Annotated in this window: 12 protein-coding genes; 6 read left to right on the forward strand and 6 right to left on the reverse strand. The window is 71.6% G+C overall.

Annotation, left to right across the window (positions count from 1 at the left end):
- The first annotated feature begins 21 nt into the window (after window positions 1-21).
- Both ACWD5F_RS21475 and ACWD5F_RS21480 read left to right on the forward strand, forming a co-directional pair.
- Window positions 22-1,254: a Cmx/CmrA family chloramphenicol efflux MFS transporter gene (locus tag ACWD5F_RS21475; RefSeq protein ID WP_451256362.1), complete on the forward strand. Its 1,233-nt coding sequence runs from the start codon at window positions 22-24 to the stop codon at window positions 1,252-1,254.
- Between the two features lie 39 nt (window positions 1,255-1,293).
- Window positions 1,294-2,280 carry an RluA family pseudouridine synthase gene (locus ACWD5F_RS21480; protein WP_451256364.1) on the forward strand — a complete coding sequence of 329 codons (987 nt, stop codon included), beginning with the start codon at window positions 1,294-1,296 and terminating at the stop codon, window positions 2,278-2,280.
- Here the strand turns inward: ACWD5F_RS21480 and ACWD5F_RS21485 are convergent.
- From ACWD5F_RS21485 to ACWD5F_RS21510, 6 genes are all read right to left on the reverse strand, one after another.
- Window positions 2,274-3,779: a cytochrome P450 gene (locus tag ACWD5F_RS21485; RefSeq protein WP_451256366.1), complete on the reverse strand. Its 1,506-nt coding sequence runs from the start codon at window positions 3,777-3,779 to the stop codon at window positions 2,274-2,276. The two genes, ACWD5F_RS21480 and ACWD5F_RS21485, sit on opposite strands and share 7 nt — an antisense overlap.
- A 54-nt stretch (window positions 3,780-3,833) precedes the next feature.
- On the reverse strand, window positions 3,834-4,454 hold the full coding sequence (locus ACWD5F_RS21490) for a GTP-binding protein (protein ID WP_401724957.1): 621 nt from the start codon (window positions 4,452-4,454) through the stop codon (window positions 3,834-3,836).
- Window positions 4,435-4,884, reverse strand: coding sequence for a DUF742 domain-containing protein (locus ACWD5F_RS21495; RefSeq protein ID WP_451256368.1), 450 nt, complete (start codon window positions 4,882-4,884; stop codon window positions 4,435-4,437). The genes ACWD5F_RS21490 and ACWD5F_RS21495 overlap by 20 nt, the downstream gene beginning before the upstream one ends.
- Entirely contained in the window at window positions 4,881-5,288 is a 408-nt protein-coding gene (locus ACWD5F_RS21500) for a roadblock/LC7 domain-containing protein (RefSeq protein ID WP_124002712.1), read from the reverse strand. Before ACWD5F_RS21500 ends, ACWD5F_RS21495 begins: the two co-directional genes overlap by 4 nt.
- The gene (locus tag ACWD5F_RS21505; protein ID WP_451256370.1) at window positions 5,285-6,874 is read right to left on the reverse strand and encodes a sensor histidine kinase; all 1,590 of its coding nucleotides are present in this window, start codon (window positions 6,872-6,874) and stop codon (window positions 5,285-5,287) included. Before ACWD5F_RS21505 ends, ACWD5F_RS21500 begins: the two co-directional genes overlap by 4 nt.
- 252 nt (window positions 6,875-7,126) lie before the next feature.
- Window positions 7,127-7,753, reverse strand: a complete 627-nt coding sequence (locus ACWD5F_RS21510; protein WP_451256372.1) for a TetR/AcrR family transcriptional regulator — start codon at window positions 7,751-7,753, stop codon at window positions 7,127-7,129.
- Between the two features lie 190 nt (window positions 7,754-7,943).
- Here ACWD5F_RS21510 and ACWD5F_RS21515 point away from each other — a divergent pair, with 190 nt between their 5' ends.
- The 4 genes from ACWD5F_RS21515 to atzF are packed head-to-tail and all read left to right on the forward strand — an operon-like array spanning window position 7,944 to window position 14,620.
- Window positions 7,944-8,768, forward strand: a complete 825-nt coding sequence (locus tag ACWD5F_RS21515; RefSeq protein WP_451256374.1) for an urea amidolyase associated protein UAAP1 — start codon at window positions 7,944-7,946, stop codon at window positions 8,766-8,768.
- On the forward strand, window positions 8,765-9,388 hold the full coding sequence (locus ACWD5F_RS21520) for an urea amidolyase associated protein UAAP2 (protein ID WP_451256376.1): 624 nt from the start codon (window positions 8,765-8,767) through the stop codon (window positions 9,386-9,388). Before ACWD5F_RS21515 ends, ACWD5F_RS21520 begins: the two co-directional genes overlap by 4 nt.
- Complete coding sequence (locus ACWD5F_RS21525; protein WP_451256378.1) at window positions 9,385-12,948, forward strand: 5-oxoprolinase/urea amidolyase family protein; 3,564 nt, start codon at window positions 9,385-9,387, stop codon at window positions 12,946-12,948. Before ACWD5F_RS21520 ends, ACWD5F_RS21525 begins: the two co-directional genes overlap by 4 nt.
- Before the next feature lie 13 nt (window positions 12,949-12,961).
- Window positions 12,962-14,620, forward strand: coding sequence for an allophanate hydrolase (gene atzF / locus ACWD5F_RS21530; RefSeq protein WP_451256380.1), 1,659 nt, complete (start codon window positions 12,962-12,964; stop codon window positions 14,618-14,620).
- The last annotated feature ends 62 nt before the right edge of the window (window positions 14,621-14,682 follow it).

A 14,682-nucleotide genomic window follows, 5' to 3' on the forward strand; every position in this document is an offset into this window, starting at 1 on the left:
TCCTCACCTCGGAGCAACTCGATGCCTCGCCCCTCGTATCTGTCCCTGTATCTGCTCGCCCTGGCCGTCTTCGCCATGGGTACCTCGGAGTTCATGCTCGCCGGACTGTTGCCGGACATCGCCTCGGACCTCGGTGTGACGGTCGGTGCGGCCGGCGCGCTCACCTCGGCCTTCGCGGTCGGCATGGCCGTCGGCGCCCCGCTCATGGCCGCGGCCTCCCGCAACTGGCCGCCGCGCGCCTGCCTGTTCGGGTTCGTCCTGGTGTTCGCGGCGGCCCACGCCGTAGGCGCCACCACTGGCGGCGCCACCACCGGCTTCCCCCTCCTCCTCGTCACCCGCGTCATCGCCGCCCTCGCCAACGCCGGCTTCCTCGCCGTGGCCCTCACCACCGCGGCCGCCCTCGTCCCGCCCGCCCAGAAGGGCCGCGCCCTCGCCGTGCTGCTCTCCGGAACGACCGTGGCCACGATCGCCGGAGTCCCGGGCGGATCGCTCCTCGGTACGTTCCTCGGGTGGCGGGCCACGTTCTGGGCCGTCGCCGCGCTCTGCGTACCCGCGGCCGTCGGCATCCTCAAAGGCATCCCGGCGCACACGTCACAGGAAGCCGATCAGAAAGCCGAACGGGACGCCGAACAGGGAGCCAAGTCCCCCGCTCCCGCCCTGCGTTCGGAGCTCGCGCAGCTCACGCGTCCGCGGCTGGTCCTCGTCATGCTGCTCGGCGCCCTGGTCAACGCGGCGACCTTCGGCAGCTTCACCTTCCTCGCCCCCGTCGTGACCGACACCGCGGGCCTCGGCCGACTGTGGATCTCCGTCGTCCTGGTCCTCTTCGGCATCGGCTCCCTCGCCGGTGTCACCCTCGCGGGACGGCTGTCCGACCGACGTCCGGGCGCGGTCCTCGCGGTCGGCGGACCCCTGCTCCTCATCGGCTGGCCGGCCCTGGCCCTGCTCGCCGACCGGCCCGCCGCCCTGCTCCCCCTGGTCCTCGTACAGGGCGCGCTCTCGTTCGCGCTGGGCGCCACCCTCATTACCCGCGTCCTGTACGAAGCGACCGGCGCCCCCACCATGGCCGGTTCCTACGCCACCGCCGCCCTCAACGTCGGCGCGGCCGTCGGCCCCCTCCTCGCCGCGACGACCCTCGACACCCCGGCCGGAGACCGTGGCCCCCTGTGGGCGAGCGGACTCCTTGTGGCGCTCGCCCTGCCGATCGCGTACCGGGCGCTGGGTCCCCTGCGCGCCGGCCAGCCCCCGTACGCCTGATCCCGAATGCGCTCCCGCTCCTCGTACGCTGACCCCCTGATGAAACGCAAACCCCGCATTCCCCCCTCCCCCCTCCCCCAACGCCAGGGCGTCGACCCGGTGCGCGTGAAGCTGCCCCAGGAAGGAACCTGGGCCACCGTGCGCGGGTACCTCGTCGAGCGGCTGAGCGGTGCCGGGGCGGGGGTCGTCGACGGGATGTTCGACGCGGGGGAGGTCGTCGGGGTCGACGGGCGGGCCGTGGCGCCGGAAGCCGCGTACGTGCCGGGGATGTTCGTGTGGTTCCACCGGGAGTTGCCCGCCGAGGTGCCCGTGCCGTTCACGCTGGACGTCGTGTACCGGGACGAGCACCTCGTCGTCGCCGACAAGCCGCACTTCCTGGCCACCACCCCGCGCGGCAGCCACGTCACCGAGACCGCGTTGGCGCGACTGCGCCGGGAGTTGGGCATCCCGGCGCTGGGTGCCGCGCACCGGCTGGACCGGCTCACCGCCGGGCTGGTGCTGTTCACGGTGCGGCCGGAGGACCGCGGGGCGTATCAGTCGCTGTTCCGCGACAAGCTGGTGCGCAAGGAGTACGAGGCGGTGGCTCCGTACGATCCCGGGCTCGAGCTCCCTCGAACCGTGCGCAGTCGGATCGTCAAGGAGCGAGGGGTGCTGGCCGCCTACGAGGTCGACGGCGAGCCCAACGCCGTGAGCCGCGTCGAACTCGTGGAGCGGCGGAAGGAACACGGGATCGCGCGGTACCGGCTGCTGCCCGCCACGGGACAGACGCATCAGCTACGCGTCCACATGAACCGGCTCGGCGTACCCATTCTCGGCGACCCGCTCTACCCCGACGTGGCCGACCCCGTGCCGGCCGGCGACTTCCGGCGCCCGCTCCAACTGCTGGCGCGGGCACTGGAGTTCACCGATCCGGTCACGGGGGTCGAGCACCGGCTGCGGAGCACGCGCACGCTCGAAGCCTGGTCCTCGTACGGCGATTGGGACGACCGGGACCGTCAGAAGCCGCCCGGCCAGGACGGTCAGTAGCCGCCGCGCCACCAGCGCAGGAAGCGCTGCCAGGCGCTCAGCCGCTGGACGCGTTCCGGCGTCGGCGCGGGCGCCGGCTGCGGCGGCGGAGCGACCGGCCGCGGTTCCACGACCGGCGCCGCCGCCACGGGAGTCGACGGCTCGGTGTGCGTGGTGCCGACCTGCCAGTTGGCGCGCTGCGGCGGGACGGGAGCGTGGCCCGGCTTCTGCATGATGTCCTGCGGCGGCTTCGGGTCGAAGTAGACCGGCAGTTCCACCAGGTGCCGCGAGGCGATCGAGTGCGTCCAGGTCAAGTCCTCCTCGTCGCAGTCGAGTTGGACGTCCGGCAGACGCATCAGCAGCGCGTCCACGCCGGTGACGGCGATACCACGCGCGATGTCCTGCCCCGGGCACTCGTGCGGGCCGCCGCCGAAGGCGAGATGGGACCGGTTGCCCTGCATGTTGGCGCGGAGGTCGGGACGGACGCGCGGGTCGACGTTGCCCGGCGCGACGCCGAAGAGGAGTCCGTCGCCCTTGCGGATGCGCTGACCGCCCAACTCCGTGTCGTGCTTGGCGTAGTAGGCGAAGACGGTGCTGAACGGCGGCTCGTCCCACAGGGACTGCTCGACCGCTTCCTGCACCGTCATCTGGCCGCCGCTGAGTTGGGCCCGGAAGCGCGGGTCGGTCAGCACCATGCGCAGCACGTTGGCGATGAGGTTGACGGTGGCCTCGTACGCGGCCATGAGGACGACCCAGAGGTGCTTGGTGACCTCGTCGTCGGTGAGCCTGGCCGGGTGGCCGATGAGCTGGCTGGCGAAGTCCTCCTCGGGCTGCTGTCGCCGGCGTACGGTCAGCCGTTGCAGTGCGCCGAGGACGTAGCCGTGGCTGGCGATCGCGGTCTCGGTGCCCCTGAGCATGTCGCGGGTGGCCTGCACCATCCGGTCGTTGTACTCCTCGGGCATGCCGAGGATCTCGCACATCACGGCCATCGGCAGGTGCTCGGCGAAGTCGCTGACGAGGTCGGCGTGGCCGGTCTCGCAGAACTGGTTGACCAGGCGCTGGGTGGCGCGGTTGATGTGCCGGCGGGTGCCGCGGTGGTCGATGGTCGAGATGGCGCCGGTGACCGCGCCGCGCAGCCGCAGGTGTTCGTCGCCCTCCGCGTAGGAGCAGATGGGCTCCCAGGCGATGTGCGGCATCAGCGGGTGGTCGGGCTTGACCATGCCCTCCTGGAGCGGGGACCAGATGCGGCTGTCCCGGCAGAACTGCGAGGGCGTACGCACCACATGGAGGTTCTCGGTGTGCCCGAGCACCACCCACATCGGCACGTCGTCGTGGAGCAGCACGGGCGCCACCGGGCCGTGTTCCTCGCGCAATTGCTCGTACAGGGAGGCCAGGTCCTCCGCCTCGGGACCGTAGAGCCGGTGCAGTCCCCCGGGGCCGCGGTTGTGGGCGGGACAGCCGGGCGGCGGGCCGAGCGTGGGGTCGTCCGTACCGGTGAGGGAGTGGGGTTCAGGCGTCACGGTGGTCGCTCCGAAGGGGATCCGTTGTCTGGGAGGTCGGGCTGAATCGGGGGGTCAGGTGAGGGCGCCCGTCATGGCCATCGAGTGCAGGAAGCGCATGAGGGTCATCAGGACGTCCCGGCTGGACGCCCGGCGGCGCACATCGCACTCGATGATCGGGATCTCCTCCGCCAGGTCGAGCGCGGCGCGCAGATCCGCCACGGGGTAACGGGGCCCGTCCGGGAAGGAGTTGACGGCGACGACGAACGGCACACCACGCTCCTCCAGTCGCCCTATGACGTCGAAGCTGACCTCCAGGCGGCGGGTGTCGATCAGCACGACCGCGCCCAGCGCACCCTCGAACAGCCCGTTCCAAAGGAACCAGAAGCGCTCCTGGCCCGGTGTGCCGAAGAGGTACAGCACCAGCTTCTCGGTGATGCTGATGCGGCCGAAGTCCATGGCGACGGTGGTGGCCGTCTTGGACTCGGAGCCGTAGTTGTCGTCGACCCCGACGCCGGCCTGCGTCATGGTCTCCTCGGTGGTCAGCGGCCTGATCTCGCTGACCGAGCCGACCATGGTCGTCTTGCCGACTCCGAAGCCGCCCACGATCACGATCTTCGCCGCGGCCTGGGCCGTGTGCGGCAGATGGTCCTCGGTGCGCGGGCCGGGGACGGTGTCAGAGCCTTTGAAGTCCATGCATCACCGCTTCGAGGAGGGAACGGTCGGGGAGCGCCTGCCGGACGATCGGGGCGCGCGCCACCACCAGCTCGGCCGTCAGCATCTCGGTGAGCAGCACGGTCACCACGCTGAACGGCAGCCTGAGATACGCCGAGAGCTCGGCCACCGAGAGCGGGGCGGAACAGAGCCGGAGCATCGTCGTCTGCTCGGGCGTCGAGGAGGGCGACGGGTCGGAGTGCGCCACGATGAGGGTGACGAGGTCGAGGTCGGCGCGCTCGCCGTCCCGTCCGGCGACCACGTACAGCCGTTCCGGCGCCTTCTCGTCACCCTGCTTGCCCTCGCCGCTCTGTTCGCCCTCGCCGCCGCCCTGCCTGCTCTCGATGACCTCTTTGGGTTTGAGGGGCGGTTCTTCCTTGGGATGTCGCCGTCGGCGTTGCGGAGGAGTCATACGGTCTGCCCGTTGCGCCTGGGCGGACTGGTGAGGTGGGCTCCGATGCGCACGACGAGGTCACGCATGCGGTTGCTCATCAGTCCGGGTTCGGCGACCACGTCGGAGAGGACCGCGAGGTAGGCGTTGGCGCCCGCGGCCATCAGGTAGAAGTAGCCGCCGTTGATCTCGATGATGACCAGCTTCATCCGGCCGTCGCTGTCCGGGATCTCCTGGGCCACGGCACCCGCCAGGCTCTGGAGTCCCGCGCAGGCCGCGGCGACGCGGTCGGCCGCGTCCGGATCACCGCCGTAGCGAGCGATGCGCAGGCCGTCGGCGGAGAGCACCACGATCATCTCGATGCCCGGTACCCCGTCGGCGAGGTCCTTGAGCATCCAGTCGAAGTTGGCTCGCTGCTGGATCACTTGGGGTCCCTCTCGTCGTCGGCCTCAACTCGGGCCGGCTCGTTGGTCGGCTGGGGGGTGTCGAACGGGTCCGGCATGCCCTTGAGTCCGTCCCAGAACGCCTCGACCCACAGGCCGGGTTCGGGTTCGTCCTTCTTCTCCGGCTCGGGCTCGGCCTTGGGCGTGGACCAGACGGTCGGGTTGCCCTCCCGCTCGGCCCGTTCGATGGCGGCCTGTTCGGCGAGCCGCTGGCTGAGCGGGGTCTTGACCCGACTGCGGCGCTGCGGCAGGCCGTTGGCGGTCCATTCGGTGACCTCGGGGACCTCGTCCTCCATGGACACGCCGGCCGGGATGCGCGGACTGGTGGGGCGCCGCTTCTTCGGCGCGCGCTTGGGACCTTCGAGCGCGCCGAGTTCGGGCCTGGGCGAGCCGGTGGCGCCGACGCCGTGGGCGAGGCCGGGCGCGGGGTCGGTGGTCATCATCACGCGCGGCACGACGAGGACGGCGCGGACACCGCCGTACGCCGAGGAACGCAGCGAGATCTGCATGTCGTACGCCTTGCACAGGCGGCCCACGACGGCGAGGCCCAGGCGCGGGTTCTCGCCGAGGTCCTGGAGGTCGACGCCGGCCTTGGCGCGCTCCAGCATGGCCTCGGTCTTGGCGCGGGCCTCCTCGCTGAGGCTGACACCGGCGTCCTCGATCTCGATGGCGATGCCGGTCTGCACCTCGGTGGCGGTGACGTGCACCTTGGTCTGCGGCGGCGAGTAGCGCGTGGCGTTGTCGAGGAGTTCGGCGCAGGCGTGGATGACCGGCTCGACGGAGATGCCGCGGATGTTGACGTGGGCGATGGAGTCCAGCGAGATGCGCCGGTACTCCAGGATGCGGGACATGGCGCCGCGCAGGGTGCTGTAGAGGGTCACCGGGGCCGGCCACTGACGGCCGGGGCGGCCGCCGCCGAGCACCGCGACGGAGTCGGCGAGGCGGCCGATCAGCGCGGTGCCGTGGTCGATGCGCAGGAGGTCGTCGAAGACCTCCGGGTTGCGGCCGTGGTCCTCCTCCATCTCCCGGAGTTCCTTGGCCTGTTGGTGCACGATCGCCTGGACGCGGCGGGCGACGTCGACGAAGGAGCGCTGCGAGGAGTCCCGGATGGCTTCCTCGCGGTCGATGATGTCGAGCACCGTCTTCAGCAGCCGCACCTGTCCTTGAGGGAGTTCGCCGTAGGAGGGGTCGATGTCGCGGAGTTGGCGAATCACCTCTCCGGGGGAATTCCCGGCCCGCATCCGCTGGAGCGCGGCGGGTGCGATCTCGTGAGCGAAGCGGAGCATCTCCTGTTCGTGCAGGGAGACCCGCCGTTCCAGATACGCAGTGTGACGGCCGCTCTCCTCGCGCTGGTTCCGCAGGGCTCGGCCGCGTCGTACCGCTTCGGCCGCCGTCGCGATCACCAGGAGCGTGGCGACGGCGCCGCACCAACCGACAGCCGCGCGGGCCGGCTCGGTCACCACGGCGACGGCGGCTCCGGTCGCCGCGGCCATCACTATGGCGGGCAGCAACAGCACGCGCGCGTAAGGAAGTTCGCGGCGCCCGGGCGGGGATTGAACACTCACCATGTAGGCCCTCTGAAACAGATCGACGGGGGGAGTCGCACATATGGGGAACAAGCGCACGAATACATCTCAACTCGGTGCGCTGCGGGCGAGCTTAGTCCGACCGGATCATCGCCGTGTCATATTCAGCAACCACCTGAAATCGCCCACGCAACAGGAGTACTCTCGGCTGCATTTACACGCAGAGACGCCACTCGCACACGTTCGGTTACGGCGTACAGGCGTACGAAAACCACTCACCGTGACGAGTGAAGGTCAGATTCCGGCGATGCGCAGAGCCGCGTCGGCGGTCGCTTCGGCAAAGGCCGACACCGGCCGCTCCGGGTCCGAGCGGTGCACGAGGATCACACCCTCGATCAACCCGAACAACAGGTCCGTACGCAGATCCAGCTCGCTCTTGGCGAGCGCGCCCCCGGCCTCGGTCGCGGCGAGCAACTGCCGGTAGGCGTCCTTGAGTTCGGCGCGCACGGCGTGGAATCCCGCGAACCGCTCGGCGCGCACCTCGGGCAGCAGATAGAGGCCGCCGAGGTTGTGCGGGCCGCCGCACAGCAGCTCCACGTCGGTCCGGCACAGCTCCCACAGCCGGTCCCCGGCCGGGGTCACGTCGTCGGCGAGCAGCTCACGGGCGTACGTCAGCGAGGGCGTGACCGTGGACTCCAGCAGCTCGGCGAGCAGCTCCTCCTTGCCGGAGACGTAGTGGTACATGGACGCCTGCCGCATGCCCGCGCGCTCGGCGACCGCGCGGGTGGTGGTGGCGGCGTACCCGCGGGTGGTGAACAACTCGGCGGCGGCGGTGAGCAGTTCGTCGCGCGGCCGGAGACCGCTGTCCGGCCGCTGCGCGGCGCGCGGCCGGCCGACCCGGCGTCCACCTGTCGCTCCCATGGTTTCGATCCTCGCACACGGCACCCCGCGACGACTCCGAGGCGATCTTGGTGAGGGCTCGGTAACCGAGCGGCAACGCGCGGGCAATCCCGGCGACCCGCCCGCCTCCTAATTTCTGTCGAGCGACAGAAATAGCCCCGGAACAGAGAACACCCCACCCAGACCCAACCCCGGAGTCGGAGGTCACGCGATGGCGACAGGTACCACGTACGGAGCCCGCGCCCACGCCCGCGCCCAGGAGGGCACCCGCGCCGAGGCCATGCCCGTCGTGCCGGCCGCCGACTGGCCCGACCCGCCCTGCGCGGCCGGCCACCTGGTGTGGGCCGAGACGGTCGCGGGCGGCAACTACACGCACCGCGTGCTGGCCCGCGGCACCGAACTGCGCCTGACCGACCTGCACGGCGACGCCTGCGCGCACCTCCTGCTGTACGCGGCCGACCGGCCCTGGGAGCGGCTCAACGTCGCCGACACGGTGAAGGTCCAGTGGAACGCCTACCTGGGCGAGGGGCAGTTGCTCCTGTCCGACCAGGGCCGCGTCCTGGCGAGCGTCGTCACCGACACCTCCGGCCGCCACGACGCGCTGTGCGGCACCTCCACCCTGGTCCGCAACAGCGAGCGGTACGGCGACGGCACCCCGCAGTCCGACTCCCCGGCAGGCCGCGAGCTGTTCAAGCTGGCGGCCGCGAAGAACGGCCTGGAACCCCGCGATCTGCCACCCTCGTTCTCCTTCTTCCAGGGCGTGCGGATCGGCGAGGACGGCGCCCTCGACTTCACCGGCTCCACCGGCCCCGGCGGCAGCGTCACCCTGCGCGCCGAGCAGGACGTCACCGTGCTGATCGCCAACGTGCCGCACCCGGCCGACCCGCGCCCCGACTACGTCAGCACCGCGCTGGAGGCCCTCGCCTGGCGCGCCGCGCCGACCACGCCGGGCGACCCGCTGTGGGACGCCTCCCCGGAGGGCCGCCGCGCCTTCCTGAACACCGCCGATTTCCTCGCCGCGAGGGGGCTCGCATGACGACCGTGGAGACACCCGTGAAGACCGTGGAAGTGCCGGCCCGGGCCGCCTGGTCCGCCGTCGTCCGCGCGGGCGAGACGCTCACCGTCACCGATCTGCACGGCAACCAGGCCGTCGACTTCCTCGTCTACGACGCCCACGACACGTCGGTCCGCTACAGCGCGCCCGACACCATCCAGGCGCAGGGCAACCTCTTCCTCACCACCGGCAGCGTGCTGATGTCCAACGAGCACACCCCGTTGATGACCGTGACCGACGACGAGGTGGGCCGCCACGACACGGTCGGCGGCGCCTGCTCCAAGGAGTCCAACACCCTGCGCTACGGCCACCACACCTGGTCGCAGCACGCGTGCGTGGACAACTTCCTGGCCGAGGGCGCCAAGTACGGCCTGGGCAAACGGGACTTGGTCTCCAACATCAACTGGTACATGAACGTGCCGGTCGAGCAGGACGGCACCCTCGGCATCGTCGACGGCATCTCCGCACCGGGCCTGAAACTGACCCTGCGGGCCGAACGCGACGTCCTGGTCCTGGTCTCCAACTGCCCCCAGATCAACAACCCTTGCAACGGCTTCGACCCGACGGCGGTGGAGATGACGATCACCGGAGCCCCGGCATGACCGCCGCCCCGTACGTGAGGCCCGCCTCCGACACCGCACCCCTCGCCTTCGACACCCTCCTGGTCGCCAACCGCGGCGAGATCGCGGTCCGCGTCATCCGCACCGCCCGCGAACTCGGCCTGCGCACGGTCGCCGTGTACTCCGACCCCGACCGCTCGGCCCCGCACGTGCGGCTCGCCGACGAGGCGGTCCGGCTCGGCCCCGCGCCCGCGAAGGAGTCGTACCTCGACGCCGACCTGGTGCTGAGGGCCGCCAAGGACGCGGGCGCCGGCGCCATCCACCCGGGCTACGGCTTCCTGTCCGAGGACGCGGCCTTCGCACGGCGCTGCGAGGACGCCGGGATCGTGTTCGTGGGGCCGACACCGGAGCAGCTGGAGCTGTTCGGCGCCAAGCACACGGCACGGGCGGCGGCCGAGGCCGCGGGGGTGCAACTGGCCCCGGGCACCGGACTGTTGGCGGACCTGGACGCGGCACTCGCCCAGGCCGCCCTGATCGGCTACCCCGTCATGCTGAAGGCCACCGGCGGTGGTGGCGGTATCGGCATGTCGGCATGCCGGTCGGCCGCCGAACTGACCGACGCCTGGGAGCGGGTGCAGCGCGTCGCTGCCGCCTCCTTCTCCTCCGCCGGTGTCTTCCTGGAGCGCCTGGTGGAGCACGCCCGCCATGTCGAGGTGCAGGTCTTCGGCGACGGCGAGGGCAAGGTCGTCACCTTCGGCGACCGCGACTGCTCCCTGCAACGCCGCAACCAGAAGGTCGTCGAGGAGGCCCCGGCTCCGGGACTGCCCTCGCGCATTCGTCAACAACTCGCCCTGTCTGCGCGCGACTTGTGCGCCTCGGTCGGCTACCGCTCCGCAGGCACCGTCGAGTTCGTCTACGACGCCGCCCGCGAGGAGGCGTACTTCTTGGAGGTCAACACCCGCCTCCAGGTGGAACATCCGGTCACCGAGGAGATCTACGGCGTCGACCTGGTCGCCTGGATGCTCCGCCTGGCCGGCGGCGACCCGGACGTCGTCCGCGACCCGGGCCCACCCCGTGGCCACGCCGTCGAGGCCCGCGTCTACGCCGAGGACCCCTCCCGCGAACACCGGCCCAGCGCGGGCCTGTTGACGCGGGTGGAGTTCCCGACGGGCGTCCGCGTGGACGGCTGGGTGGAGACCGGCACCGAGGTGACGACGTCGTACGACCCGATGCTCGCGAAGGTCATCGCGTACGGCCCCGACCGCCCCCACGCCCTGCGCCGCCTCGACGAGGCGCTGGCCCGCACCCGCGTCGACGGCATCGAGACCAACCTGGGCCTGGTCCGGGCCGCGCTGGCCGACCGGGACTTCGGCGCGGCCACGCACTCCACGGCCACCCTGGCCGCGGTGACCGACCCGACCCCGCGCGTCGAGGTGGTCACCGGCGGCACGCTCACCACGGTCCAGGACTGGCCGGGCCGCACCGGCTACTGGCAGGTCGGCGTGCCGCCGTGCGGCCCGATGGACGACCGCTCCTTCCGGCTCGGCAACCGGGCCCTCGGCAACCACGAGGGCGCACCCGGGCTCGAATGCACGCTCCAGGGACCGACGTTGAGGTTCACGCACGCGACGACCGTGTGCGTGACGGGTGCCCCGGCCCCGGTGACGGTCGACGGCACGCCGGTCGCGCAGTGGGAGCCGGTGACGGTCCCGGCCGGAGCCGTCCTGGAGATCGGCACCCCGTCGCGGCACGGCCTGCGGACGTACGTCCTGTTCGCGGGCGGCGGCCTGGACGTCCCCGCCTTCCTCGGCAGCGCGAGCACCTTCACGCTGGGCAGGTTCGGCGGCCACGGCGGCCGGGCGCTGCGCACGGGTGACGTCCTGCACGGCGGCACGCTCGCCGAGGGCACTCCGGTACCGACCGCCGACCGCCCCGACTTCGGCACCGTATGGGAGGTGGCCGCGGTCGAAGGCCCGCACGCGGCACCGGAGTTCTTCACCGAGGACGACATCCACGACTTCTACGCGGCCGAGTGGAAGGTCCACTTCAACTCGGCGCGCACGGGCGTCCGACTGGTCGGCCCGAAGCCCCGCTGGGCGCGCACGGACGGCGGTGAGGCGGGCCTGCACCCGTCCAACATCCACGACACCCCGTACTCGGTCGGCGCCGTCGACTACACGGGCGACATGCCGGTCCTGCTCGGTCCCGACGGCCCGTCCCTCGGCGGCTTCGTCTGTCCGGCGACGGTCATCAGCCAAGAGCGCTGGAAACTGGGCCAGTTCAGGCCCGGCGACACGGTCCGCTTCCGCCCGGTGAACGTCGAAGGCTCGCCCCGCGCCGACATCGTGGACGGGGGAATCCTGGCCCGGGACGGCGATGTCACCTTCCGTCGCAGCGGCGACGACAACCTCTTGGTCGAATTCGGCCCGATGCAGCTGGACCTGGCGCAGCGCATGCGCGTCCACGCCCTGATGGAGGCGGTCTCGGAGGCCGACTTCGAGGGCGTCATCGACCTCACCCCGGGCATCCGTTCCCTCCAGATCCAGACGGACCCGACCCGCCTCCCCCAAGCCGAACTCCTGTCCTCTGTAAGGGAGATAGCGGCCGTCCTCCCGCCCACGGACCAGTTGATCGTCCCCTCCCGCACGGTCCACCTCCCCCTCTCCTGGGACGACCCGGCCACCCGCGAGGCCATCGCCCGCTACATGGCGGGCGTCCGCGACGACGCTCCCTGGTGCCCCTGGAACATCGAGTTCATCCGCCGGGTCAACGGCCTGGAGTCGGTCGCCGACGTCTACCGCACGGTCTTCGACGCCGAGTACCTCGTACTGGGCCTGGGAGACGTCTACTTGGGCGCCCCGGTCGCCACCCCGCTCGACCCGCGCCACCGTCTGGTGACGACCAAGTACAACCCGGCCCGCACCTGGACGGCCGAGAACTCCGTCGGCATCGGCGGCGCCTACCTCTGCATCTACGGCATGGAGGGCCCGGGCGGCTACCAGTTCGTCGGCCGGACGACCCAGGTGTGGTCGGGGTGGCAGCAGCGCGGCGCCTTCGAGCCGGGCTCGCCCTGGCTGCTGCGGTTCTTCGACCGCATCAAGTGGTATCCGGTCGACGCGGACGAACTCCTCGACCTGCGGGCCGACATCACCTCCGGCCGGTTCGTCCCGCGCATCGAGGAGGGCACCTTCTCACTGGCGGCGTACGAGGATTTCCTTGCCGAACACGCCGATTCCATAGCGGAGTTCAGGTCACGCCAGCAGGCGGCCTTCGCCACCGAGCGGGACGCCTGGGAAGCGGCCGGCGAGTTCACCCGCGCCGAGGCCGCCGCCGCACCGGCCGCGCCCCAGGCCGAGGTGACCGTGCCACCGGGCGGCCGGCTGATCGAGGCCGAATTCGCGGCCTCCGTATGGCAGTTGAACGTAGAACCCGGTGACGAGGTGACGGCCGGCCAGCCGCTCCTCGCGCTGGAGGCGATGAAGATGGAGTCCAGGGTGCACGCGCCGGTCGACGGCGTGGTGGCGGAGATCCTGGCCAGGCCGGGCGACCAGGTGGAGGCGGGGACGGCACTGGTCGTCCTCGCTCCGGCCACCGACCGATAGTCGAGGAGCGCGTATGTCCAGCACAGTGTCCCGGGTAGGCGCCGCGTACGACCGCATCGCGGCCGTGGACCGCCCGGAGATCTGGATCGACCTGCGCCCCCGCGCGGAGGTCGAGGCCGAGGCCCGGTCGATCGACGAGCGAGTGGCATCCGGCGAGCGACTCCCGCTCGCCGGGCGCCTGTTCGCCGCCAAGGGCAACATCGACGTGCACGGCCTCCCGACCACCGCGGGCTGCCCGGCGTACGCGTACACCCCGGAGAGGGACGCGCCGGTCGTGGCCCGTCTCCGGGCGGCCGGCGCACTGGTCCTCGGCACGACCAATCTCGACCAGTTCGCGACCGGCCTGGTCGGCACCCGCTCACCGCACGGGGCCGTCCGCAACGCCGTCGACCCGACCCGGATCAGCGGCGGCTCCAGCTCCGGCTCGGCGGTCGCCGTGGCCCTGGGCATCGTCGACTTCGCCCTCGGCACCGACACGGCGGGCTCGGGTCGGGTCCCGGCCGCCTTCAACGGCATCGTCGGCATCAAGCCGACCCGCGGCCTGGTCCCGACGGAGGGCGTGGTCCCGGCCTGCGCGTCCCTGGACTGCGTGACGGTCTTCGCCCGCACCCTCCCGGAGGCCGAACAGGCCCTGTCGTTCATGACGACCCCACCGACCCGGGACCTCCCTCCGCTCCCCCAGCGCACCCCGGGCCCGTGGCGCGTGGCGATCCCCTCCCCCGGCCAACTGGGCGAACTGGACGAGGGCTGGCCGGAAGCGTACGAGGCGGCCGTGGCCCGACTGAGGGCAGCGGGCGCGGACATCCGCACCCTCGACCTCACCGCCTTCACGGAGGCGGCCGCGATGCTGTACGAGGGCGCGTTCGTGGCCGAGCGCTACACGGCGGTGGGGAGCTTTGTCGACAAGGCGATCACAGACGGACTCGACGGCCTGGACCCCACGGTCGCCGGCATCATCACCCGAGCCCGCGACATCCCGGCCCACCGCCTCTACACGGACCTGGACCGCCTGGCCGCACTCCGCTCTCGCGCCCTCACCGAACTGGCGGACGCGGACGCGCTGTTGCTCCCGACGACCCCGGGCCACCCGACCCTGGCCGAGGTAGCCGCCGACCCCCTGGCCACCAACGCCCGCCTGGGCCGCTTCACCAACTCCACCAACCTCTTCGACCTGTCAGCGCTGTCCGTCCCGTCGGGCGAGGTCAACGGCCTCCCCTTCGGCGTCATGCTGATCGGCCCGGCTTTCACGGAGGACCGCCTGGGCAGGATCGCGCGCATGCTGGAGCCGGAGACGCGTATCGCCGTGGTGGGCGCCCACCTGACGGGCCAGCCGTTGAACCCCCAACTCCTGTCCTTGGGCGCCCACTTGGACCGCACGACGACAACAGCCCCGGTCTACCGCCTGCACGCCCTGTCGACCACCCCGCCGAAGCCGGGCTTGGTCCACGTGGGCGAGGAGAGCGGAGCGTCGATCGAAACGGAGATCTGGCATCTACCGGCAGAGGGCTTGGGCCGCCTACTGACGGCTCTGCCTCGCCCGATGACGCTGGGCAGGGTGGAGCTGGCAGACGGCACAAGCGCCTCCGGCTTCCTCTGCGAACCGACGGCACTGACGAACGCCGAGGACATCACCCGGTACGGAGGTTGGCGCTCATTTCTGGACCGGGGTTAAGGGCAACGCCGTCAGGGGCGCGGGGAACTGCGCGACCAGCCACAATCCACCCGCACCCGCCA

It is taken from the genome of Streptomyces sp. NPDC002499, assembly GCF_053595415.1.

What these genes read in the sequence shown, in the direction of transcription:
- ACWD5F_RS21475 (WP_451256362.1), top strand. Translation starts at nt 22, where the DNA reads ATGCCTCGCCCCTCGTATCTGTCCCTGTATCTGCTCGCCCTGGCCGTC.
- ACWD5F_RS21480 (WP_451256364.1), top strand. Translation starts at nt 1,294, where the DNA reads ATGAAACGCAAACCCCGCATTCCCCCCTCCCCCCTCCCCCAACGCCAG.
- ACWD5F_RS21490 (WP_401724957.1), bottom strand. Translation starts at nt 4,454, where the DNA reads ATGGACTTCAAAGGCTCTGACACCGTCCCCGGCCCGCGCACCGAGGAC.
- ACWD5F_RS21495 (WP_451256368.1), bottom strand. Translation starts at nt 4,884, where the DNA reads ATGACTCCTCCGCAACGCCGACGGCGACATCCCAAGGAAGAACCGCCC.
- ACWD5F_RS21505 (WP_451256370.1), bottom strand. Translation starts at nt 6,874, where the DNA reads ATGGTGAGTGTTCAATCCCCGCCCGGGCGCCGCGAACTTCCTTACGCG.
- ACWD5F_RS21510 (WP_451256372.1), bottom strand. Translation starts at nt 7,753, where the DNA reads ATGGGAGCGACAGGTGGACGCCGGGTCGGCCGGCCGCGCGCCGCGCAG.
- ACWD5F_RS21515 (WP_451256374.1), top strand. Translation starts at nt 7,944, where the DNA reads ATGGCGACAGGTACCACGTACGGAGCCCGCGCCCACGCCCGCGCCCAG.
- ACWD5F_RS21520 (WP_451256376.1), top strand. Translation starts at nt 8,765, where the DNA reads ATGACGACCGTGGAGACACCCGTGAAGACCGTGGAAGTGCCGGCCCGG.
- ACWD5F_RS21525 (WP_451256378.1), top strand. Translation starts at nt 9,385, where the DNA reads ATGACCGCCGCCCCGTACGTGAGGCCCGCCTCCGACACCGCACCCCTC.
- atzF (WP_451256380.1), top strand. Translation starts at nt 12,962, where the DNA reads ATGTCCAGCACAGTGTCCCGGGTAGGCGCCGCGTACGACCGCATCGCG.